The sequence below is a fragment of the Nonomuraea sp. NPDC001699 genome (assembly GCF_053596455.1).
This window is the reverse complement of record NZ_JBSFGF010000005.1, coordinates 194,881-215,850: the sequence shown is the minus strand read 5'-3', so window position 1 is coordinate 215,850 and position 20,970 is coordinate 194,881. Positions and strand designations below refer to the sequence as shown.

Sequence of the window (20,970 nt, the reverse complement as noted above, 5' to 3'; positions counted from 1 at the left end):
GGCCCTTGCGCGCTCCGGGGAAATCGTCTAACTCTTAGGAAGGTTTCCTTTTTAATGGAAGGCGCGCAGAGTGGCCGCTACCCCCCGATCCGGCGCCCTGAAGCTCGTCCTGGCGGCCCTGGGCCTCCTGCTGGCCACCGCCTGCGGGGCTGCCGGGGCCCAGGCTCCTCCGGTGAACGCCCAGGACGTGATGTTCGTGCAGATGATGGTCCAGCACCACCGCCAGGGCATCGAGATTGCCAAGCTGGGCAGCGAACGGGCCACCACCGACCAGCTCCGCATCCTGGTGGCCGCCGTGGCCAGCACGCAACAGGACGAGGTCGAGATGATGCTGCGCTGGCTGTACGCCTGGGAGCAGCCGCTCACGGCCGCCACCGGCGCCCACGACCACCACGGCGGCATGCCGGAGACCGACCGCAGGCAGATCAGGGCGCTGAAGAAGTCGAAGTCCTTCGAGCACGACCTGATGACCCTGCTGATCGCGCACCAGGGCGCCGCGATCAAGATGGCGGACACCGAGGTGGCCTCCGGGGCTGATCCGGCGGTCAAGGAGTGGGCGGCGCAGGTCCAGGCGTCCCGCAAGGCGCAGATCGACCTGATGAAGGACCTGCTCAACCGCTGAGCCGGGGAAATCGCCGGTCAGCATAGACGCGCGTCGGATTAAGTGATTAGATCACTTGATATGTCCGAGGTTGCGCGGCCGACGCTTTCCGACGCTCTGACCGAGCGCATGCTGGAGCTCATCCGTAGTGGGGGGCACCGGCCGGGCGACAGGCTGCCCTCCACCAGGGAGCTCTCCCAGCGTTTCGCCGTCACCACCCCGACGTTGCGCGAAGCGCTGCGCAGGCTGGAGGCCACCGGGGCCATCGAGCTGCGGCACGGCTCGGGCATCTACGTCGGCGCCGACATCGAGCGGCTCGTGCTGCCCAACCCCAACATGCGCGACATGCACCTCGCCCAGCTCCTCGAACTGCTCGGCGCGCGGATCGTGATCGAGCCGCCGCTGGCCGCCATGGCCGCCGAGCAGGCCGAGGGCGCGGAGCTGGCCGCGCTCAAGCAGGTGCTCGACCAGGCGGGCCGGCACCTGCGCGGCGAGGACGCCGAGCTGCACGAGGCCAACATGTCCTTCCACCGGGCGACCGCGCGGATGGCGGGCAACAGCGTCCTGCACGAGGTGGTCGACTCGCTGCTCACCGTCCACGGGGCGGAGCAGCGGGAGATCCTGCAGATCTTCGACGACCGGCGCCGTGACTACGAGGAGCACCTGGCCATCCTGGAGGCCATCGAAGCGCGCGACGCCGCCGAGGCGCAGGCGCGCATGCGGGCCCATCTGGTCGACGTGCGGACCGTCGTCGAGCAGAGGTTGCCCTCTAGATAGAGCAAGTCCCCCCGAAAGAGCAAGGAGGCCGGCCATGTTCCGGTCACGTGTGGCCACGCTGGGCGTGGCGGCGCTGGTCCTGACCGCCTGCGGCGGAAACAGCGCCGAGGCGCCGAAGAAGAAGACCGAACTGTCGCTCTACAACGACAAGGGCGCCTGGACGAAATACTTCGACGAGATGGGCGCCCTGTCCAAGCAGCAGATCGGCCTGGGCATGAAGCCGACGGGGTACACCGACTCCGCCCAGTACCAGGCCTTCATCAAGGCGTCCTTCCGCACGAACGTGAAGCCCGACCTGTTCACCTGGCAGACCGGGGGGATGCTGGAGGAGATCGTCAAGCAGAAGCAGGTGGCCGACACCACGGCCGTCTGGCAGGAGGCGATCAAGGCAGGGGACCTGTCGCAGGACCTCGCGCCCTATTACACGATCGGCGGCAAGCAGTACTGCGTGCCGATGAACGTCGCCTACTGGGGCATGTTCTACAACAAGAAGATCTTCGACAAGTACGGCCTGAAGCCCCCGCAGACCTGGGACGAGCTGGTGCAGGGCGCCGAGACCCTGAAGAAGAACGGCGTCAAGGCCTTCTACCACACCAGCGTGCTGTTCTCCTTCGTCTGGTTCGAGCAGCTCATGGCCGGCTCCGACCCCGACCTGTACGACCGCCTGTCCACGGGCCAGGCCAAGTACACCGACCCGGGTGTGGTCCAGGTGATGGAGAAGTGGAAGTCGCTCATCGACGCCGGATATTTCATGAACCCGGGTGACAAGACCGACCCCGGGGATGTCCTGAAGAACGGCAAGGCGGCGATGGTCTCCTTCGGCACCTGGTTCAACACCAGCATGGCGCAGCGCGACCTGAAGTCCGGCACCGACTACGGATTCTTCGTCATCCCCAACGTCAACCCCGCGCTGCCGAAGACCTCGATGATCTTCGAGAGCGGGCCGCTGTGCTCGCTCGCCAAGGGGGACGACCCCGACTCCAACCTGAAGTACCTCAAGTGGTGGACCACCGCCGACGCCCAGAAGAAGTGGGCCTCCACCAGGGGCGACGTGAGCGCCAACCCGAAGGTCGAGATCGCCGACGAGGCGCTCGGCACGGTCACCAAGGACGCGGGCGGCGGCAAGTACCGCCTGGTCAACCGCTACTTCGAGGCCACGCCGCCCCCGGTGCTGACCGCCGCGCTCGACGGCTTCGGCAAGTTCGTCACCGAGCCCGGGACGTACAAGGAAGTGCTGGAGACCATCCAGAAGGCCGCCGACGAGTACTGGAGCACCCACCAGTGAGCGGGGGAACGCCGTCGCGCGGAGCGAGGCCATGAGCGCGCGGGCGCCGATGCTCGGCCGGTTCAGGCACGGCTACGTGGCGCCCGCGGCCGTGCTGGTCGCGGGGCTGCTCTACGCGCCCTTCCTGTGGACGGCCTACCTGAGCCTCACCCGGTACGACGGCCTGGAGTCCCCGGCGTGGATCGGCCTGAGCAACTTCGTCAAGCTGCTGGACGACCCCGCGCTGCTCACCTCGACCCGCAACACCCTCATCTGGGTGGCCGGCACGATGGTGCTCCCGGTCGGGCTCGGCCTGCTGGTCGCGGTGCTGTCCTACGACCTCAAGGGCGGCGCCTGGTACCGGGTGCCGTTCATGCTGCCGTACGCGCTGAGCGGCGCGGGCCTGGCCATGGTGTGGAGCCCGGTGCTGTCCCATGACGGCATCGCCAACCGGCTGCTCGGCGTGGACACCGCGTTCCTCCAGGTCGCGCCGCACAACACGCTGGCCATGCTGCTGGTGTGGACCTGGCAGCAGCTCGGCGTGAACACGCTGCTGTTCGTCGTCGGCCTCCAGTCCATCCCCAAGGAGCCGATCGAGGCCGCCCGCCTGGACGGCGCCTCCGGCTGGCGGCTGTTCCGGCACGTGATCTGGCCGCTGATGCGCCCGCTGACGGCGGTCGTGGTCGGGCTGGCGCTGGTGGCGAGCCTGAAGACGTTCGACATCGTGTGGGTGCTGACGCAGGGCGGCCCGGGACGCAACTCCGAGACGCTGGCGGTGACCATGTACCGCGACACGTTCGTGGCCAGTGACTACGGCTACGGCTCGGCCGTCGCGGTGATGCTCACCGTGGTCACCGGGCTGGCCTCCTACCTCTACCTGAGGAGGCAGGTGCGATGATCCGGCGGACTGTGCTCATCGTGCTCGGGCTGATCTGGCTCGGGCCGACCTACCTGCTCCTCGTCAACGCGTCCAGGCCGGCGGCCTCGTACGACCCGGGCAGCGCGTGGGTGCCGTCCGGCGACTTCGCGCTGCTGGACAACTTCGGCCGCGCCCTGGACAGCGCCGACCTGACCGCCAGCCTGGGCAGCACCGCCCTCTACGCGGTCGTCTCGCCGCTGCTCGGCGTGGTGATCGGGGCGCTGGCCGGCTACACGATCGTGGTGCTGCGGCTGCGCCACGGGTTCTGGTGGTTCCTGCTGATCTTCGGCGGCACGATCTTCCCGTCGCAGATGCTGCTCGTGCCGCTGTTCGTCGGCTACAGCGACGCCGGCCTGTACGACAGCAGGCTCGGCATGATCCTCATCTACACCGCCGTCAACGTGCCGCTGGCCGCGTTCGTGCTGCGCAACTTCTACACGGGCGTCGCGTTCTCGATCTTCGAGGCGGCCCGCATGGACGGCGCGTCCACGTGGCGCGTCTTCTGGCGCATCTACCTGCCGATCTCGCTCAGCGCGCTGACGGCGGTGTTCATCCTGGAGTTCACCTTCATCTGGAACGACCTGATCTTCGGCCTGACGCTGACGCAGACCGAGAGCGTCCGGCCGGTCATGACCGCGCTGGCCGGACTGATGACCGACGTCTACGCCGGCACGCCGGTCCCCGTCGGCCTGGCGGCGGGCCTGGTGGTCTCGCTGCCGACGGTCGTGTTGTTCCTGGCAACCCAGCGCCTCTTCGCACGGGGCCTGTCCCTAGGGAGTGTTTAGATGACGAGCCGGTTGCTGCAGCGGAGCCTGGGTAGCCCCGACTACGACGGGATCAGGCAGGCGCTGCGCAACGACACCTCGACCCCGGTGATCAGTGTGCGCGGGCTGGAGGTGCGGGTCGCGGTGCTGCCGCTGTTCACGCACGACGGCCGCCAGGCGGTCAGGGTGTCGAGCACGCAACCCCTGACCCACGTGCTGGTGGGCGTCGACAGCGCCTCGGGCACGGACGTGACGCTGCTGGTGCCCGAGGTGGACGCGCCGCGCACGCTCACCCTGGAGTGCCGCGACGACGCCGGCGTGGTCGGCAGCGCGCAGGTCACGGTCACCCCGCAGCGCAAGTGGAGCGTGTTCGTCGTGCACCACTCGCACCTGGACATCGGCTACACCGACCCGCAGGGCACGGTGCTCCGCCACCACCTCGACTACCTCGACGCGGCCGTGCGGCTGGCCGAGGAGACCGCCTCCTGGCCGGACGACGCCAAGTTCCGCTGGACGGTCGAGTCGTCGATGCCCGCGCTCAAATGGCTCGACGCCCGGCCCGCCGGGCAGGTCGAGTCGTTCGCCGCGCTGGCCAGGGCGGGCGTGATCGAGGTGACCGCGCTGCCGTTCCAGCTCCACACCGAGGCGTGCTCGACCGAGGAGCTCTACCGCCAGCTCCGCTTCACCGCACAGCTCCAGGACCGGTACGGCTTCGCCACCAGGTCGGCCATGCACACCGACGTGCCGGGCGCGGTCGTCGGCCTGGTGGACGCGCTCAACGCCTCCGGCGTGCGCTACCTGGCCGCCGCGCACAACTGGGCCGGGCGGTCGGTGCCGTACCTGCACGGGGGCGACAAGCTGACCAGGCCGTTCCGGTGGCGGGCGCCCAGCGGGAACGAGCTGCTCGTGTGGTTCACCGACACGCCGCACGGGATGGCGTACATGGAGGGCAACACGGTCGGGCTGACCGACTCCTACGAGCTGGCCGACGACCTGCTGCCGCGCTACCTGTCGGCGCTGGCCACGCGGGGCTACCCGTACGGGCCCGGCACGTTCGGCTGGCAGGGGCCGGACGCGCCGCGCGAGCCGTACGAGCTGGACGTGCTGCACCTGCGGGTCCAGGGCGCGCACGCCGACAACGCCGGGCCGTCGATCGTGCCCGCCTCGATCGCCCGCAAGTGGAACGAGACGTGGGCCTGGCCGCGCCTGCGCTCGGCGGTCAACAGCGACTTCTTCGAGCACGTCGAGGAGCGCTACCACGACCGCCTGGCCGTGCACGAGGGCGACTGGACCGACTGGTGGGCCGACGGGCTCGGCTCGGGCGCCCGCCCGCTCGGCTACGTCCGCCGCGCGCAGTCGGCCCTGCGCGTCGCCGAGACCCTGCACACGATCGCCGGCGCGGACGCCACGGACCAGATCGACGAGGCGTACGACAAGGTCGCCCTGTTCAACGAGCACACCTGGGGTGCGGCCAACCCGTGGGAGGACGCCGAGGAGGCCGGCGACTCCGGCGGCCTGCAGTGGACCCGCAAGTCGTCGGGCGCCTACCAGGCCCAGGACGATGCCTCCGACCTGCTGCACGCCGCCACCCGCCGCTTCGCCGCCGCCCTCTCGACCCCGGACGCGGAAGGCGCCGCCCTGCCTGACGCGGACGCGGAAGGCGTGGCCCTGGCCGCCTTCGCCGTCTTCAACCCCGGCACCCGAGCGCGGACCGACGTGGTCCGCGCGTTCCTGCCGCGTGACGTGGTGGCCGTGGACGTGCCGATCGCGCTGGTCGACTCCCGGACCGGGCAGACCGTGCCGCACCACGAGGAGTACGTCGATCCCGACGACTGGCCGACCCGCCCGATCGGCCGGCACGTCCACGCGGTCGTGGCCGACGTACCCGGCTTCGGCTACGCGCGGCTCGACGTCGTGCGGGGCCGGAGCCAGGCCTCCGAGCCGGTCGAGCCGGACCTGGACGGCGTCATCGAAAACGAGTTCTACCGGGTCGCCTACGACGTCCGTGAGGGCCACATCAGCTCGATCTTCGACAAGTCCGCCGGCCGCGAGCTGGTCAACGGTGACGCCGCCGCCGGTTTCGGCCAGTACGTCTACGACCGCTACGCCACCGCCCCGCACTTCAACCACCTGTCGGGACACGTCGGGGCGCACGACAGGACGCTCCTCGGCGACCGGGCCGTCGCCCGCCACGCCACGATCGTCAAGGCCCAGCGCACGGCGGTCGGCGAGAGGCTGGTCGTCGAGCTCCAGGGCAAGGGCGTCGACTGGCTGCGCACCACGATCGAGCTGCACCGGGGCGTCCCGAGGCTCGACCTGACCTACCAGCTCGCCAAGCAGGGCACCCCGGCCAAGGAGGCGGTCTTCCTGGCCTTCCCGTTCGCCACGGGCCCGGCCACCGCCTGGGAGCTGACCGGCGGCGTCGGCGGCCCCGATGTGCCGCGCGTCCCGGGGTCGGCCGAGTACATGCTGCCGATCAGGCACTGGATCGCCTTCGAGGACCCCGAGCTGACCGTCGCCTGGGCCACCCTGGAAGCGCCGCTGGTGCAGCTCGGCACCATCCACATGCCGTACGCGCCGTTCCCGCCCACGCTCGACCAGGAGGACGGCACGGTCTACTCCTGGGCGCTCAACAACATCTGGGACACCAATTTCCCGGCCCAGCAGCAGGGCGAGACCACCTTCCGGTACGCCGTCACGTCGGCGGCCGGCGTCAAGGGCAGCAGGCTGGGCGCGGCGGCGGCCTCGGGGCTGACCGAGCCGTTCGTCGGCGCGCTGATCACCGGCGAACCCGGCGCCACCGAGACCTACGCCTCGGTGGACCACCCCGACGTGCTGATCACCTCGATCGGCCGGCTGGACGGGGAGCAAGTGGTCCGGCTGCAGTCGCTGGCCGCCGAGCCGGTGACGGCGACGGTCACGATGCCGGGACGGGACGCGGTCGAGGTCCGGCTGCCCGCCTGCGGGGTCGCCGTCGTCGGAGGGAAGCGCGCGTGAAGATCGTTGACATCCGGGCCACGACGGTCGCCGTCCCGCTGGAGGCGCCGCTGCGGCACAGCAACGGCGCCCACTGGGGGCGGTTCGTCCGCACGATCGTCGAGGTCGAGGCCGACAACGGGCTGGTCGGCCTGGGGGAGATGGGCGGCGGGGGCGAGAGCGCCGAGTCGGCCTTCCGCGCGCTCGTCCCGTATCTGAAGGGGCACAACCCCTTCGAGCTGGAGGCGCTCCGCTTCAAGATCGCCAACCCGACCGCCTCGCTCTACAACAACCGCACCCAGCTCCTGGCCGCCGTCGAGTTCGCTTGCCTCGACCTCGTCGGGCAGCACCTCGGCGTGCCCGCCCACGACCTGCTGGGCGGGCGGCTGCGGGACGCCGTCCCGTTCGCCTCCTACCTGTTCTTCCGGTACGCCGCCGAAGGCCACCCGGAGATCCGCACCCCCGGCCAGCTCGTCGAGCACGCCGCCCACCTCAAGGAGGCGCACGGGTTCACCGTGCACAAGCTCAAGGGCGGCGTGTTCCCGCCGGACCACGAGCTGGAGTGCTACCGGGCGCTGGCCGAGGCGTTCCCCGCCGACCGGCTCAGGTACGACCCCAACGCCGTGCTGTCGGTGGCTGAGGGGCTGCGCTTCGGCCGGGCCATCGAGGGGCTGAACAACGACTACCTGGAGGACCCCGTCTGGGGGCTGGAAGGGCTCAGGGCCGTTCGGGAGCAGGTCAGGGTGCCCCTCGCCACCAACACGGTGGTCGTCAACTTCGAGCAGCTCGCCTCCAACGTGCTGCGCAGGGCCGCCGACGTGGTGCTGCTGGACACGACGTTCTGGGGCGGGGTGCGGCCGTGCGTGAAGGCGGCGGGGGTGTGCGACACGTTCCAGGTCGGGGTGGCCGTGCACTCCTCGGGTGAGCTGGGCATCCAGCTCGCGACCATGCTGCACCTCGGCGCGGTGCTGCCGAACCTCACCTACGCCGCCGACGCCCACTACCACCAGCTGCGCGACGACGTGATCGAGGGCGGCAAGCTGCCGTACGCGGACGGCGCCATCGCCGTGCCCTCCGGCCCGGGGCTCGGAGTGCGCCTCGACCCCGATCGTATGGCCCGCTACGCCGAGTTCTACCGGGAGACCGGCGGCTACCCCTACGACCGCGACCCGGGCCGGCCGGGCTGGTACGCCACCGTCCCGAACGAACGTTTCGCCGACCCCGCGATCTCCGTGGACGTTGCCCCATAATTGGCCGCTATGTCCGACGAAGTACAGACAAAGACGCCCGCTGACAACCTCGTCACCACCCGGCACACCCTGCCGACCGGCCAGGGGTACACCGCCACCACCGGAACCATGGTGGTGCGCGAGGAGGTGTTCACGGACGGGACGTTCGACGGCCACCGCCCGAAGGCCGAGGTGTTCCTCACCTCCTACACGCTCGACGACGCCGACCCGCTGACCAGACCGGTCACGTTCGCCTTCAACGGCGGGCCCGGGTCGTCGAGCGTGTGGCTGCACCTCGGCATCCTCGGCCCGCGCCGGGTCGTGATGGGGGACGCGGGCGCGCTCCTGCCTCCCCCGTACGCGCTGGCCGACAACGACGAGACCCTGCTCAAGGTGAGCGACCTGGTCGTCATCGACCCGATGTCCACCGGCTACTCGCGGGCGGCCGAGGGCGAGAAGGCCGGCCCGTACCACGGGTTCAGCGGCGACCTGGAGTCGGTCGGCGAGGTGATCCGGCTCTGGACGACCAGGAACGCGCGGTGGATGTCGCCGAAGTTCCTGGCCGGCGAGTCGTACGGCACGGTCAGGGCGGCCGGCCTGGCCGACCACCTCCAGTCGCGGTACGGCATGTACCTCAACGGCGTGATGCTGATCTCCTCGGTGCTCGACTACGCGACCGTGGAGTTCAACGAGGGCAACGACACGGCCTACGCCCTCTATCTACCGACTTATGCCGCAATTGCGCACTATCACGGCCTGCACGGCGACCGCCCGCTGGCCGACGTGCTGCGCGAGGCCGAGGAGTACGCCGCCCGCGACTACCCGTGGGCCCTGGCCCGCGGCAGCCGCCTCACCGCCGACGAGCGCGCCGCCGCCGTCTCCAGGGTCGCCGCGCTATCCGGCCTCTCCGAGGACTACGTCGACCGCGTGGACCTGCGCATCGAGCACATCCGCTTCTTCACCGAGCTGCTGCGCGAGCGCCGGCTGACCGTCGGCAGGCTCGACGGACGCTTCACCGGCTGGGACCCCGACGGCGGGCGCGAGCACTTCGTCTCCGACCCGAGCATGAACGCCATCACCGGCCCCTACAGCGCCGCGCTCAACCACTACCTGCGGACCGAGCTGGAGTACGCCAACGACCTGCCCTACGAGATCCTCAGCTCGCGGGTGCACCCGTGGTCGTACAAGGAGTTCGAGGGCGTGCACGTCAACGTGATCGACCGGCTCGGCGCCGCCATGCGGACCAACCCGCACCTGCGCGTGCACGTGGCCTGCGGGTACCACGACGGCGCCACGCCCTACTACGCGGCCGAGCACGCCTTCGCCCACCTGCCCGTGCCCGCCGAGCTGGCCGCCAACGTGGAGTTCAAGTACTACGAGGCCGGCCACATGATGTACGCGCACGAGCCCAGCAGGCTCGCCCAGTCAGCCGACCTGGCGGCCTTCGTCCTCGGACAGCAGGCGTGAGGCCCGCTCCAGCCGCTGTCGCAGGTTCGCGGCCAGCGCGTCGAAGCGTTCCTTGTTGTCCCGGATGACCGCGCGCTGCACCTCGGCGTCGGCGTTGAACCAGGCGGCGACCAGGCCCGACGACCACTTGCAGGTCGTGTCGGCCACGGCCGTCTGCTTCTCCTCCTCGCTCACGTCGGGCTTGTCCAGGTTCCAGCGGGAGTCGGCGATGGCCGCCTCGGGCGCCGGGTAGGGATGTCCGGCCTGGGTCATGCACGACTGCCAGCGCCTGTTCGCCGCGGTCACGCCGCCGTACTTGGCGGCCTGTTCCAGGGCGAGCGAGTCCTGCAGGCCCAGCCACGGCCAGTCCGCCTTGCGGGTGCCGCTCTCCAGCGCCGCGGAGGCCCGGTCGAGGCAGCCGCGGTCGGCCGCGGTGCCGTACAGGCGGTGGCGGGTGCGCTTGGGCAGCTTGTTGACCCAGGAGGCCGTGGTGTCCGGGGACGGTGGCCTGGCCAGGTGGTAGCCGTACCGCTGGGCGGCCGCGGTGTCCACGACGCCGTAGCGGCGGGAGTTGCCGGGATCGACCACCGCCAGCTCGGCGGCGTCCTCGGCGGGTGGGGTGACGGTGAGGCCGCGGCGGCTCATGCACTGCGCGACCAGGTGGTTGTGGGCATTGCCCAGGACGGCCCGTTGCTCGGGAGTCGGCTTGTAGGCGTCGAACGGCAACACGAGCTGCGACACCGAGGTCACGCCCGCCGGAGGCCGCTCGCGTACGGGCTCGGCGGTGGCGCAGGCCGCGACGGACAGCAGCAGCGCGCCCGCGAGGAGGCCGCGACAGCCGGTTTCCGGCGGCCAAGCCCGGAAACCGGCACTCCCGTTATTTCTCAGCGGCACCAGATGTCGATCGAGCTGGTGCGGTTGTTGCCGATCGCGTTGTTCGACAGGTAACCGTCGTTGGAGTTGTGGGTGAAGGTGCTGTGGGCACCGGTGTAGTCGGCGTGCTGCCACAGGGTGGCGCTGCAGCCGATGCGGTTCCTGACGGAGCTGGTCTCGTTGTCCATGCTGTGCCAGGTGTTGCTGAAGTCCCAGTTCAGCCAGTTGTTGTCGGCCAGATCGGAATCGTCGGCCGTGAAGTCGCGCCAGTGGTCGCTCTGGCCGCGGTTGTAGTCGAAACCGGCGTACAGGCAGACGCGGCCGCCGTAGCACGTGGAACGTGGGCTGGCCTCTGCCGCGGCGGCCGGGACGACCACGGTGAACAGCGCGGCCGCGGCGGCGACGAAGCCGGCGGCCTTCTTGGTGAGCCTCACAGGTCTCTCCTAGATCGGTGAGTCGTTTCGGAACCCGTACCTACGTGCGTGAGGGGGCTCGGGACCCACCCTCGGATTACACGCAGAGACTCTGGTTACCAGGCTCACCACCTGGCACTTCGTCGCGTTGACGCAACGATTGCCAGGATTGGGAGGCGACTGGGGACTTACTCGACCTAGTCGGGGAGCGCCGCCGGGTTTCGGGCCAGCAGACCGCCGTCCACGCGGTGCTCGGCGCCGGTGATGAACGACGAGCGCGGCCCCGCCAGGAACGCCACCAGCTCGGCCACCTCCTCGGGGCGGCCGACGCGGCCCAGCGGATGGGCTTTGCCCCACTGCTGGACCTGCTCCTCCTGCGACAGCCCGCCCCGCCACAGGTCGGCCGCCCAGCGCAGCATGGGGGTGTCCACCGAGCCGGGGCAGACCACGTTGACCCTGATCCCATCGGGCGCGTGGTCGAGCGCCATGGCCCTGGTCAGGCCGTTCAGGGCGGCCTTGCTCGCGGTGTAGGCGGCCACCTGCGCCTGCGAGGAGAACGCCTGCACCGACGACATGACCACGATCGAGCCGCCGCCGCGCTCCCTGAGCCTCGGCACGGCGGCTTTGCAGGTGAGGTAGACGCCTTTGAGGTTGACGTCCATGACCTCGTCCCACACCTCCTCGGGGGTGTCCTCGACCGTGCCGTAGCGCTGGACGCCGGCGCAGGTGACGACGACGTCGAGGCCGCCGTACCTGGTCACGGCCAGGTCCACCAGGTCGCGCATGTCGCCGGCCCGGCGCACGTCGGCGACGACACCGGTGACGTGCTCGCTGTCGAGCACCGCGTCCTTGTCCACGCCGCAGAACACCACGTTCGCGCCGCCGTCGGCCAGCCGGTCGACCACCGCCCGTCCGATGCCCATCGAGCCGCCGGTGACCAGCGCCACCTTGCCGGAAAACTCACTCACGCCAGCACCTCCGCGCGCCACCTCAACACCTTGGTCTCCTGCGGTCCGAGCGGCAGGGCGCTCCCGTTGGCCACGGCGGCGGCCAGGCCGTCGGTCGGCATGCCGGCGAACGGTTCGAGCCCCAGTGTGTAGGCCCGTCCCCACCAGGGATAGCCGGTGGACGCGCCGAGCTCCTGCCACATCCACAGGTAGGGGAGGAGCGCCGCATCCCACTCCACCCGCATACCGATATCCCCCGAAATTTCGTACCAACCCTGAGGGAAGCCTGTGAGGTAGACGATGTCGCTCGGCCTGCCCCGCTCGGGCACCACGCTCAGATCCGTCTCCCCGCCCCCGTCGGCGGGCACCACCGGCCACCGCCACGGCCCGCCGGGACGCACCCGGCGCCCGGCCGGGTCGATCGGGCCGGCGTGCGGGATCACCCGCACTCCCTCGGGCAGCCGGATCCGCGCGCCCGCCCGCAGGAACGGCCTGCCGAAGACGATGTGCTGCCCCCACATCGCGTGCAGCGCGAGGTCCGACTCGTTGGTCACCCGGCCCTCGACCTCCAGCGCGGCCGTCCCCGCCCGGAGCCGGAACACCTTCTCCACCCGGTACGGCAGCCGCCGCGTGCGCACGCCGAGCCGCACCGCGACCTCCTCCTCGGAGTCGGCCACCACCTCGCACGACCACGGCAACCCGGCGACCTCGCCGTGCTGGGCCAGGCGCGCGCCCCGGTACTCGCTGGGCGCGCCGCCGTTGGGGAAGACCTCCTGCCAGCCGCCCTCGTAGTGGTCGACGAACTGGGCGACGTCGTCGGCCGCGCCGTGACGGTGGTCGCGCGGATCGCGCAGGCCCTGCGGGGAGAGCCAGACGAAGTCGGTGTCGGTGGGCTTGTGCAGGAACTCCACCACGTCGCCGCCCTTGTCCGGCACGACGGTCACGCGCAGCCGCTCGTTCTCCAGCGTGACCGCCCGCAGCCCGTCGAGGGTGAGCCGCCGCAGGCGCGCCGCCCAGTTGCGCCTCACTCGAACGTCACGTCCAGGAACCTGGGCCGGTAGATGGACACGTCCCGGTAGTGGTCGGTGTTGACGAAGCTGTTGACGTTGTAGGAGACCACCAGGCCGTTCCCGGCGACGTCGGGGTGGGCGTGGGCGTTGTAGGTGAAGACGTTCCCGCTGGTCTCGGGGGTGGTGTAGACGTGCTGCTTGCCGGTGAAGGGGCCGGTGGGGGAGCACGAGGAGTAGGCCACGATGTTGGGGCTGAGCACCTCGGTCGTGTCATGCGTGATCAGGACATATCCGGATCCGACCCGGGTGACGCTGTACTCGTTCGCCACCCCGCCCATGATCCGGGCCGAGTCGGTCTCGTCCGGCGACCACGAGCCGTCGGCCGTGCGGAACTCCCACGTGCCCAGCAGGCTCTGGCCCCTGACCCGGGCCAGGTGCATGTACTTGGCCGAGCCGAGGTCCTCGACGCCGTACACGTAGGTGTAGCCGCCGTCCTTCAGCAGGCCGGAGGCCCAGGAGACGCCGTGGCCCGAGGGCAGGTCGTGCACGCTGATCGGCTGGTCGAGCCGGCCGGGCGCGAACCTGGCCACCACGTTCCGGTGCCAGCGCCAGTCCCACGCGCCGGAGCCGAACCGCTCGTACTCCTGGTACGTGACCTCCACCAGGCCGCCCGCCAGCGTGGCGTCCCCGGCCCAGTACCAGTGCTTGTCGTCGCGTGGCGGCATCACGGCCTCGGGCTCGGCGGCCGTGCCGTCGTGGACCGTGGACAGCCGCCCGTCCCGCTCGACGGCGAAGGAGTTGTTCAGGAAGACGGTGCTGCCGCCCTCCTCGACGACCGGCGGCCGGGAGCCGTCGGGGTTGACCCGGCCGAGGAAGGTGTCGGAGAACACCCACAGCTCACGGCCGTTCGGCAGTTTGACCGAGTAGGTGCCGTCGGCTCCCGTCCAGTCGTCCAGGCGGTTGTTGTCGTTGCCGTACGAGGTGAACAGGCTGGTCAGCCGGGCGTCCACGGACGCGCCGCGCACGGTGGGCGCGCAGGCCGAGACCGGGCCGGACTGCTGTTGCTGGGTCGCGCCGACCGACGGCGGCACGGGCTTGGGCGGCGCGGCCCACGCCTGCTGCGGCACGACGATCAGACCGAGCACCGCGACGGCGAGGGGGGCGAGGGAGGAGCGGAATCGCGTCATCACCGGTTCCTAGGGCTGGGGGTCCCGTACAGTTCTAGTCATTAGATCACTTGCTGTCCAGAGTCCTCCGGTATCGCCGCACGAAAATCGGGTGCCGGTGGTGCAGAACGGCCGGTAGCCTGCCCGGATGGGCCACGTTGAAGTAGGACATCTGACGTACGTGCTGCCCGACGGCCGGCCCTTGCTCAACGACGTCTCCTTCCGGATCGGCGACGGTGTCAAGGCGGCGCTCGTCGGGCCCAACGGCGCGGGCAAGACCACGCTCATGCGCCTGGTCGCCGGCGATCTGGAGCCCGTCGAGGGCAACGTGACCAGCTCCGGCGGGCTGGGCGTGATGCGCCAGTTCATCGGCAGCGTGCGCGACGGCAGCAACGTCCGCGACCTGCTGCTGGGCGTGGCCCCGCCGGCCGTGCGGCAGGCGGCCGAGCGGCTCGACGCGGCCGAGCTGGTCATGATGGAGCGCGACGACGAGAAGGCGCAGATGCGCTACGCGCAGGCCATCAGCGACTACACCGACGCGGGCGGCTACGAGATCGAGGTGCTCTGGGACACCTGCACGGTCGCCGCCCTCGGCGTCCCGTACGACCGGGTCAAGTACCGCGACGTGGCCACCCTGTCCGGCGGCGAGCAGAAGCGGCTCGTCCTGGAGGCGCTGCTGCGCGGCCCCGACCAGACCCTGCTGCTCGACGAGCCCGACAACTACCTCGACGTGCCCGGCAAGGAGTGGCTGGAGCAGCAGCTCCGCGAGACGTCCAAGACCGTCCTGCTGGTCAGCCACGACCGCCAGCTCCTGGCCAACGCCGCCGACCGCATCATCACGGTCGAGGGCGGCAACATCTGGATCCACGGCGGCGGCTTCGCCGGCTACGGCGAGGCCCGCAAGGCCCGCAACGAGCGGCTCGACGAGCTGCGCAGGCGCTGGGACGAAGAGCACGCCAAGCTCAAGGCCCTGGTCAACATGTTGAAGAACAAGGCCAGGTACAACGACGGCATGGCCGCCCCCTACCACGCGGCCCAGACGCGGCTGCGCAGGTTCGTCGAGGCGGGCCCGCCCGAGCAGGCCCCCGGCGACCAGAACATCAAGATGCGGCTGCGCGGCGGCCGCACCGGCAAGCGCGCGGTCATCTGCGAGGGCCTTGAGCTGACCGGCCTCATGCGCCCGTTCGACCTGGAGATCTGGTACGGCGAGCGCGTCGCCGTCCTCGGCTCCAACGGCTCGGGCAAGTCCCACTTCCTGCGCCTGCTGGCCGGCGAGCCCGTCACGCACGACGGCGTGGCCAGGCTCGGCGCCCGGGTCGTCGCAGGGCACTTCGCCCAGACCCACTCCAGGCCCGACCTGCTCGGCCGCACGCCGGTCGAGATCGTGATGAACGAGCACGCCAGGCTCAAGAACGAGGCCATGAAGACGCTGGCCCGCTACGAGCTGGCCGGGCTGATCGCCGAGCAGCGGTTCGACACGCTGTCCGGGGGCCAGCAGGCGCGGCTGCAGATCCTGCTGCTGGAGCTGTCGGGCGCCACGCTGCTCCTGCTCGACGAGCCGACCGACAACCTCGACCTGGCCAGCGCCGAAGCGCTCCAGGTGGGCCTCGACGCGTTCGACGGCACGGTCATGGCGGTCACCCACGACCGCTGGTTCGCCGCCGACTTCGACCGTTTCCTGGTCTTCGGCTCCGACGGCATGGTCTACGAGTCGTCCGAGCCGGTATGGGACGAGTCCAGGGTCGTCCGGCGGCGTTAAAGAGTTGGTACGCCCGGCGCGTGTCATCTGACAGTCGTGCCCATGCACGGGTTATCACGGCAAAGTGATCCCGCGTAGCCGAACCGTCAGCCTCCTCGCACTCGGGGCGATCTGCCTCGCCGGTTGTTCAAGTGAGGACCAGCCAGCCCAATCGCTCAAGCCGCTCGTTCTCAAGGAGCAGGTCTCGAACATCGCCAAGTCCTCCGACGGCTACGCCGTCAACTGGGCGGGCGTGCTCAGCAACGCCAACCCGTGGCACTTCGGCGAGCACGTGGTGGCCACCATCGTGGGCCGCGACGCCGCCGGCACCGAGGTGGTGCGCATGGACCAGCCGCTCGACGCCGTGCCGCCGGGCGGCTCCCTGGCCTTCACCGGCCAGGCGTCCACCGCCGAGAAGCCGGTCAAGGTGACCATCCAGTACCGCCCGGCGCAGTGGCGGACCGCCGCGCGCATTCCGTCGTCGTTCCAGTCGTTCCCGATCAGCCGCGTCCAGACAATGCGCCAAAAAGACGGCTCTTACCTAATTACCGGCTATGTCGGGAATCCGTATCAATTGCCGGCGAGCAGCCTGGTGGTGAACGCGTTGTTGCGCGACGGGGCCGGCAAACTGCTCGGCGGCGGCAGCACGTTCGTGGACGACGTGAAGGCCGGCAGCCCGCCCAGGTTCATCCTCACCGTGGCCGGACTGCCCAAGGACAGCAAGGTCGCCAAGACCGACGTCACCGCCAGGACCTGGGGCTCCACCGGCCGTCCCTACGAGGATCTGGCCATGGGCGGCGCGATCCCGGAGCACACGGTCAAGCCCACCTCCGAGCCGTTCGCGGTCGACCGGGGGAGCCAGGTGATGGGACAGGTCAAGCAGTAATCGGTATTAGTCCGAACAAATAGGTCGAGGAATGACGGGGTCGCGGTAGACAAGCGGCGGAACCGGTAGAACTACTAGTTACCGATCCATTACCTTCGGTCACATGAATGACCGCGTCCTGGTGGAGGCACTCCGCACCCGTGACCCGGGAGCCCTCGCCGCGCTCTACGACACCTACGCGGAGAGCGTCTACCGCTACTGCTGGTCCCTCCTCCTCGACACCGACAGCGCCCAGGTGGCGCTGCGCGACACGCTGATCGCCGCCGAGGCGCACGCGGGCGCGCTGTCCCAGCCCGACAGGTTCCGGGTCTGGCTGCTCGCCCTGGCCCGGCTCGAATGCCTGCGGCGCCGGATGGCCGCGCCGCCCGGCGCCGACGAGGCGCTGGCCGAGGCGCCGCCTCTCGACGACCCGGCCGACGCCGACCTGCGGCTCATGGCCTGGAACGCCGTCGTCGGCCTGCCCGTCGCCGACCGCGAGGTGCTGGAGCTCGCGACCAGGCACGAGCTGGACACCGCCGACCTGTCCCAGGTGCTCGCGATGTCGCCGCGCCAGGTCGAGCAGGCCAGGGAGCAGGCGCGCGAGCACCTCACCGACGCCGTCACCGCCGAGATCCTGGCGCGCAAGGGCCCCTACGACTGCCCGCGCCGGGCCCGGATCCTCGACGGCTTCTCCGGCGAGCTCACCAGGGAGATGCGCGAGCACCTGGTCGGGCACGTCGCCCGCTGCGAGGTCTGCGCCCCCCACCGCACCCGGCAGGCCTCGGCCGCCAAGGTCTTCGCCCTGCTGCCCGCCGCCGCGCTCCCCGACGCGCTGCGCATCAGGGTCATGAGCTGCTTCGCCGACCCCGAGCTGCTGCCCTACCGCCGCTACGTCGCCCGGCGCACGGCCTCCCTGGACGCCGCCGGGTTTCCCGTTCCCACCCAGACGGCGGCTCGAAGGTGGCCTCAGGCGGTGGCGGGCGCGCTGGCGGCGGTCGCGACCGTGGTGGCGATAGCAGTGATCTTCAACCAGTTCGGCAAGGAAAACGGCGGTCTCGCCGGGGTGGCGACGGCCGCGTTCCCCGCCACCGGCGAGCCGCCCGGCATCAGACTGCCCTGGCAACCCGACCCGCAGGACGTCCAGTTGACCGTAGAGCCCATCCTCGACAGCGCGGCGCCCGAGCCGTTCGGCATGCTCGGCTCGACGACGCCGGTGCCGCCGGCCGTGCTCGTGCCCACGCACGCGACCGCGCCGACCACCGAACCCGAGCCCGGCGACCCGCAGCCGACGCCCGACGATCCGCCGCAGGCCGAGCCGCCGGACCAGAACCCCGGCGACCCGACGTACGGCCAGCCCGGCCAGCCCGGCCGTCCCGGATGGCCGAGCCGCCCGCCCGGCCGTCCGCCGCACGGCGAGCCGGGCACGCGTCCGCCGACCCGCACGCCGCCGGTGCCGACCCCCACCCCCGCCCCGACGCCCACCGAGACCCCCGCGCCGACCACCACACCCACGGAGACGGCCACGCCCACCCACACGCCCCCTCCCACGCACACGCCCACCGAGGAGCCCGTCACGCCCGTCGAGAGCGGCTGAACGGGCCGTGGAGGCGTTCGAGCTGCGCCAGGACCCGCACCTGGGCCGCCGGGTCTGCCCGCTGCCCGTCCCGCGGCGGGTGGCCGAGCTGGTGCCCAGAGGTCATCGCGTCGACTGGCCGACCTGGCTCGACCGCGGCCCCCGCATGCTGCGCCACGTGCTCGACCTGTCCCGTCTGCGCACCGCGCGCGGCCTGGCCGTGCTGTCCTGGCTGGCCGGCGGCCCGCAGCCGGACGAGCTGGACTGGCTGTGGGACGCCCGCCGTCTGACCGGCCCGCGCCAGGAACGCATGTACGGCGCCGCCGCCGACGTCCCCGATCCGGTGCTCGGGCTGGTGACGGCCAACTGGACCTGGGTGCTCGACACCTGCCACGGCGGCCGGGTCACCGCCCCCTACCTGGCGGGCACCGCCTACCCGGGCGACGGTCACGCCGCCGCCGACGCCACCATGACCCTCTACCAGACCTACGACCGCCATCCGGAGGCCAGGCCGGCCATCGCGGCGGCGTGGGCCACGGCCCGGGTGACCGCAGACTGGTGCAAGGCCGCCGAACTGCACGCCGCGTACGGCGGCCAAACCCCCGTTTTCACCTATCCGAGAGCCGCCCAGCCGGTGGTCGCCGGCATCCGTCCGTGGATAGAGCGCCTCTTCCGCCTGCGGTGATGACGTTACGTGCATGAGAGCGCTGGGAACTGTGTGCATAGAGTAACCATCTGTTTTCAGGGGGACCTATGCGCTCAATTCGGGCCGGGCTCCTGGCGTGCGCCCTGCTAGTCGCTCTGTGTCCGCTCACTCCGTGCCCGCCGGTGGCGGCCGACCCCATGCCGTCGGCCAAGGACGTGAAGAAGGCGCGAGAGACCGCCCGCCACCGCTCGAAGGAGCTGGGGGTGGCCAGCGCCGGGCTGGCGGCGGCCCAGTCCAGGCTCGACGAGCTGGCGTCTGGCGTGGAACGGCAGGTGGAGGCGTACAACGGCGAGCTGGTCCGGCTCCGGCAGGCCGAGCAGGCGTACGGGCAGGCCCGGGAACGTCAGGCGGCGGCCGACGGCGAGGCCGAGCGCGCCCGGCAGGCCGTCGCGCTGCTCGCGGCGGAGAGCTACAGCGGCATGACGCCCATGGACCCCGTCATCGGCATGCTCATCGACGAGGGCGGCGTGGACGGCTTCCTGCACCGGGCGAGCGTGCTCAGCCAGCTCGGCGACGAGCGGGCCCGCATCCTGCGCAGGATGAGCGACGCCCAAGAGGTCGCGGCCATCCTCGGGGAGCAGGCGCAGAACGCCTACGACGCCCAGCAGGCGGCCTCGGAGCGCGCCCGGCAGGCGAAGCTCGCCGCGGAGGCGGCCGTCGCCCGGCAGCGCCGCGAGACGCACACCCTCCGGGTGGAGAGGCGACAGCTCCAACGCCGGGTGAACGCCGCCCGCAGCCACGCCGAGCTGCTGGCCAGGCGTCGGGCCCTGGCCCTGTCGGCGGCCGGGGCGGCGGGGTCGGCGGGCGGCAACCTGGCCGCCAACTGGGCACTGACCCAGCTCGGCAAGCCGTACGTGTGGGCCGCCGCCGGCCCCGACACCTATGACTGCTCGGGCCTGGTGATGCGCGCCTGGGAACAGGTGGGCGTGCATCTGGACCACTGGACCGGAACCCAGTGGACGTCCGGCCCGCACGTGCCGCTGGACCAGCTCCGCCGCGGCGACCTGCTGTTCTTCGGCCGCATCACCGACGACCCCGGGACGATCCACCACGTGGGCATCTACGTCGGCCAGGGTCAGATGGTGCACGCGCCGCAGACCGGCGACGTGGTGCGCGTGGCCCCGATCTGGCGAGGGGACCTGGTGGGCGCCACCAGGCCCCAGTGAGGATCAGTGGTGGTGACCCGCGTCCTTCGCCCGGTTGAACGAGCGCTCGATCTCGGCCTCGGCCTCGATGCGCCCCACCCAGTTGGCGCCCTCGACGGACTTGCCGGGCTCAAGGTCCTTGTAGACCTCGAAGAAGTGCTGGATCTCCAGCCGGTCGAACTCCGACACGTGGTGGATGTCCTGGATGTGGTGCATCCGGGGGTCGGTCGAGGGGACGCACAGGACCTTGTCGTCGCCGCCCTTCTCGTCGGTCATCCGGAACATGCCGACCGCGCGGCAGGTGATGTAGCAGCCCGGGAACGTCGGCTCCTGGAGCAGCACCAGGGCGTCGAGCGGGTCGCCGTCCTCGCCGAGGGTGTGCTCGATGAAGCCGTAGTCTGCGGGGTACTGCGTGGAGGTGAACAGGAGCCGGTCAAGCCTGATCTTCCCGGTCTCGTGGTCCACTTCGTACTTGTTCCGTTGCCCCTTGGGAATCTCAACGACAACGTCGAACTCCACCGCGGTTCCTCCGCTCAAGGCCCCCGGGAAGTCCCGGCT

General features: G+C 70.9%; 19 protein-coding genes. 13 read left to right on the top strand and 6 right to left on the bottom strand.

Features of this window, described 5'->3' with window-relative positions; all coding sequences use genetic code 11:
• Window positions 1-70: 70 nt before the first annotated feature.
• Genes ACWCSU_RS17625 through ACWCSU_RS17590 form a run of 8 tightly spaced genes read left to right on the top strand, consistent with a single transcriptional unit; the run spans window position 71 to window position 9,997 of the window.
• Entirely contained in the window at window positions 71-622 is a 552-nt protein-coding gene (locus tag ACWCSU_RS17625) for a DUF305 domain-containing protein (protein ID WP_364084018.1), read from the top strand.
• Between the two features lie 60 nt (window positions 623-682).
• Window positions 683-1,378, top strand: coding sequence for a FadR/GntR family transcriptional regulator (locus tag ACWCSU_RS17620; RefSeq protein ID WP_357702175.1), 696 nt, complete (start codon window positions 683-685; stop codon window positions 1,376-1,378).
• A 34-nt stretch (window positions 1,379-1,412) separates the two neighbouring features.
• A complete protein-coding gene (locus ACWCSU_RS17615) occupies window positions 1,413-2,663 on the top strand; it encodes an ABC transporter substrate-binding protein (protein ID WP_449936035.1) in 1,251 nt (416 codons plus the stop codon).
• Between the two features lie 31 nt (window positions 2,664-2,694).
• The gene (locus ACWCSU_RS17610) at window positions 2,695-3,540 is read left to right on the top strand and encodes a carbohydrate ABC transporter permease (RefSeq protein WP_449936033.1); all 846 of its coding nucleotides are present in this window, start codon (window positions 2,695-2,697) and stop codon (window positions 3,538-3,540) included.
• Window positions 3,537-4,346, top strand: a complete 810-nt coding sequence (locus ACWCSU_RS17605; RefSeq protein WP_364084029.1) for a carbohydrate ABC transporter permease — start codon at window positions 3,537-3,539, stop codon at window positions 4,344-4,346. The genes ACWCSU_RS17610 and ACWCSU_RS17605 overlap by 4 nt, the downstream gene beginning before the upstream one ends.
• Window positions 4,347-7,322: a glycoside hydrolase family 38 N-terminal domain-containing protein gene (locus ACWCSU_RS17600; protein WP_449936032.1), complete on the top strand. Its 2,976-nt coding sequence runs from the start codon at window positions 4,347-4,349 to the stop codon at window positions 7,320-7,322. It begins immediately after the preceding gene.
• Window positions 7,319-8,551 carry an enolase C-terminal domain-like protein gene (locus ACWCSU_RS17595; RefSeq protein WP_449936031.1) on the top strand — a complete coding sequence of 411 codons (1,233 nt, stop codon included), beginning with the start codon at window positions 7,319-7,321 and terminating at the stop codon, window positions 8,549-8,551. The genes ACWCSU_RS17600 and ACWCSU_RS17595 overlap by 4 nt, the downstream gene beginning before the upstream one ends.
• A gap of 9 nt (window positions 8,552-8,560) precedes the next feature.
• Complete coding sequence (locus ACWCSU_RS17590; protein ID WP_357702187.1) at window positions 8,561-9,997, top strand: S10 family peptidase; 1,437 nt, start codon at window positions 8,561-8,563, stop codon at window positions 9,995-9,997.
• Here ACWCSU_RS17590 and ACWCSU_RS17585 read toward each other — a convergent pair.
• The 5 genes from ACWCSU_RS17585 to ACWCSU_RS17565 form a co-directional block, all read right to left on the bottom strand.
• Window positions 9,956-10,870 carry a hypothetical protein gene (locus ACWCSU_RS17585; RefSeq protein WP_357702189.1) on the bottom strand — a complete coding sequence of 305 codons (915 nt, stop codon included), beginning with the start codon at window positions 10,868-10,870 and terminating at the stop codon, window positions 9,956-9,958. The two genes, ACWCSU_RS17590 and ACWCSU_RS17585, sit on opposite strands and share 42 nt — an antisense overlap.
• On the bottom strand, window positions 10,861-11,283 hold the full coding sequence (locus tag ACWCSU_RS17580) for a peptidase inhibitor family I36 protein (RefSeq protein WP_357702191.1): 423 nt from the start codon (window positions 11,281-11,283) through the stop codon (window positions 10,861-10,863). Before ACWCSU_RS17580 ends, ACWCSU_RS17585 begins: the two co-directional genes overlap by 10 nt.
• Window positions 11,284-11,459: 176 nt before the next feature.
• Window positions 11,460-12,230 (bottom strand): SDR family NAD(P)-dependent oxidoreductase, encoded by a 771-nt coding sequence (locus ACWCSU_RS17575; RefSeq protein WP_357702193.1) that lies wholly within the window; start codon window positions 12,228-12,230, stop codon window positions 11,460-11,462.
• The gene (locus ACWCSU_RS17570) at window positions 12,227-13,237 is read right to left on the bottom strand and encodes a DUF4432 family protein (protein WP_449936028.1); all 1,011 of its coding nucleotides are present in this window, start codon (window positions 13,235-13,237) and stop codon (window positions 12,227-12,229) included. The genes ACWCSU_RS17575 and ACWCSU_RS17570 overlap by 4 nt, the downstream gene beginning before the upstream one ends.
• The gene (locus ACWCSU_RS17565) at window positions 13,234-14,406 is read right to left on the bottom strand and encodes a DUF4185 domain-containing protein (RefSeq protein ID WP_449936026.1); all 1,173 of its coding nucleotides are present in this window, start codon (window positions 14,404-14,406) and stop codon (window positions 13,234-13,236) included. The genes ACWCSU_RS17570 and ACWCSU_RS17565 overlap by 4 nt, the downstream gene beginning before the upstream one ends.
• Before the next feature lie 127 nt (window positions 14,407-14,533).
• Here ACWCSU_RS17565 and ACWCSU_RS17560 point away from each other — a divergent pair, with 127 nt between their 5' ends.
• The 5 genes from ACWCSU_RS17560 (at window position 14,534) to ACWCSU_RS17540 (ending at window position 20,433) form a co-directional block, all read left to right on the top strand.
• The gene (locus ACWCSU_RS17560) at window positions 14,534-16,144 is read left to right on the top strand and encodes an ABC-F family ATP-binding cassette domain-containing protein (RefSeq protein WP_357702199.1); all 1,611 of its coding nucleotides are present in this window, start codon (window positions 14,534-14,536) and stop codon (window positions 16,142-16,144) included.
• 64 nt (window positions 16,145-16,208) lie between these two features.
• Window positions 16,209-17,009, top strand: coding sequence for a hypothetical protein (locus ACWCSU_RS17555; protein WP_449936024.1), 801 nt, complete (start codon window positions 16,209-16,211; stop codon window positions 17,007-17,009).
• A gap of 103 nt (window positions 17,010-17,112) precedes the next feature.
• Entirely contained in the window at window positions 17,113-18,582 is a 1,470-nt protein-coding gene (locus tag ACWCSU_RS17550; protein WP_449936021.1) for an RNA polymerase sigma factor, read from the top strand.
• Between the two features lie 7 nt (window positions 18,583-18,589).
• Complete coding sequence (locus tag ACWCSU_RS17545) at window positions 18,590-19,246, top strand: hypothetical protein (RefSeq protein ID WP_357702205.1); 657 nt, start codon at window positions 18,590-18,592, stop codon at window positions 19,244-19,246.
• Between the two features lie 176 nt (window positions 19,247-19,422).
• Complete coding sequence (locus ACWCSU_RS17540; protein WP_449936019.1) at window positions 19,423-20,433, top strand: NlpC/P60 family protein; 1,011 nt, start codon at window positions 19,423-19,425, stop codon at window positions 20,431-20,433.
• 3 nt (window positions 20,434-20,436) lie between these two features.
• Here ACWCSU_RS17540 and ACWCSU_RS17535 read toward each other — a convergent pair whose 3' ends face one another.
• Window positions 20,437-20,931, bottom strand: coding sequence for an inorganic diphosphatase (locus tag ACWCSU_RS17535; RefSeq protein WP_357702209.1), 495 nt, complete (start codon window positions 20,929-20,931; stop codon window positions 20,437-20,439).
• Window positions 20,932-20,970 lie beyond the last annotated feature (39 nt).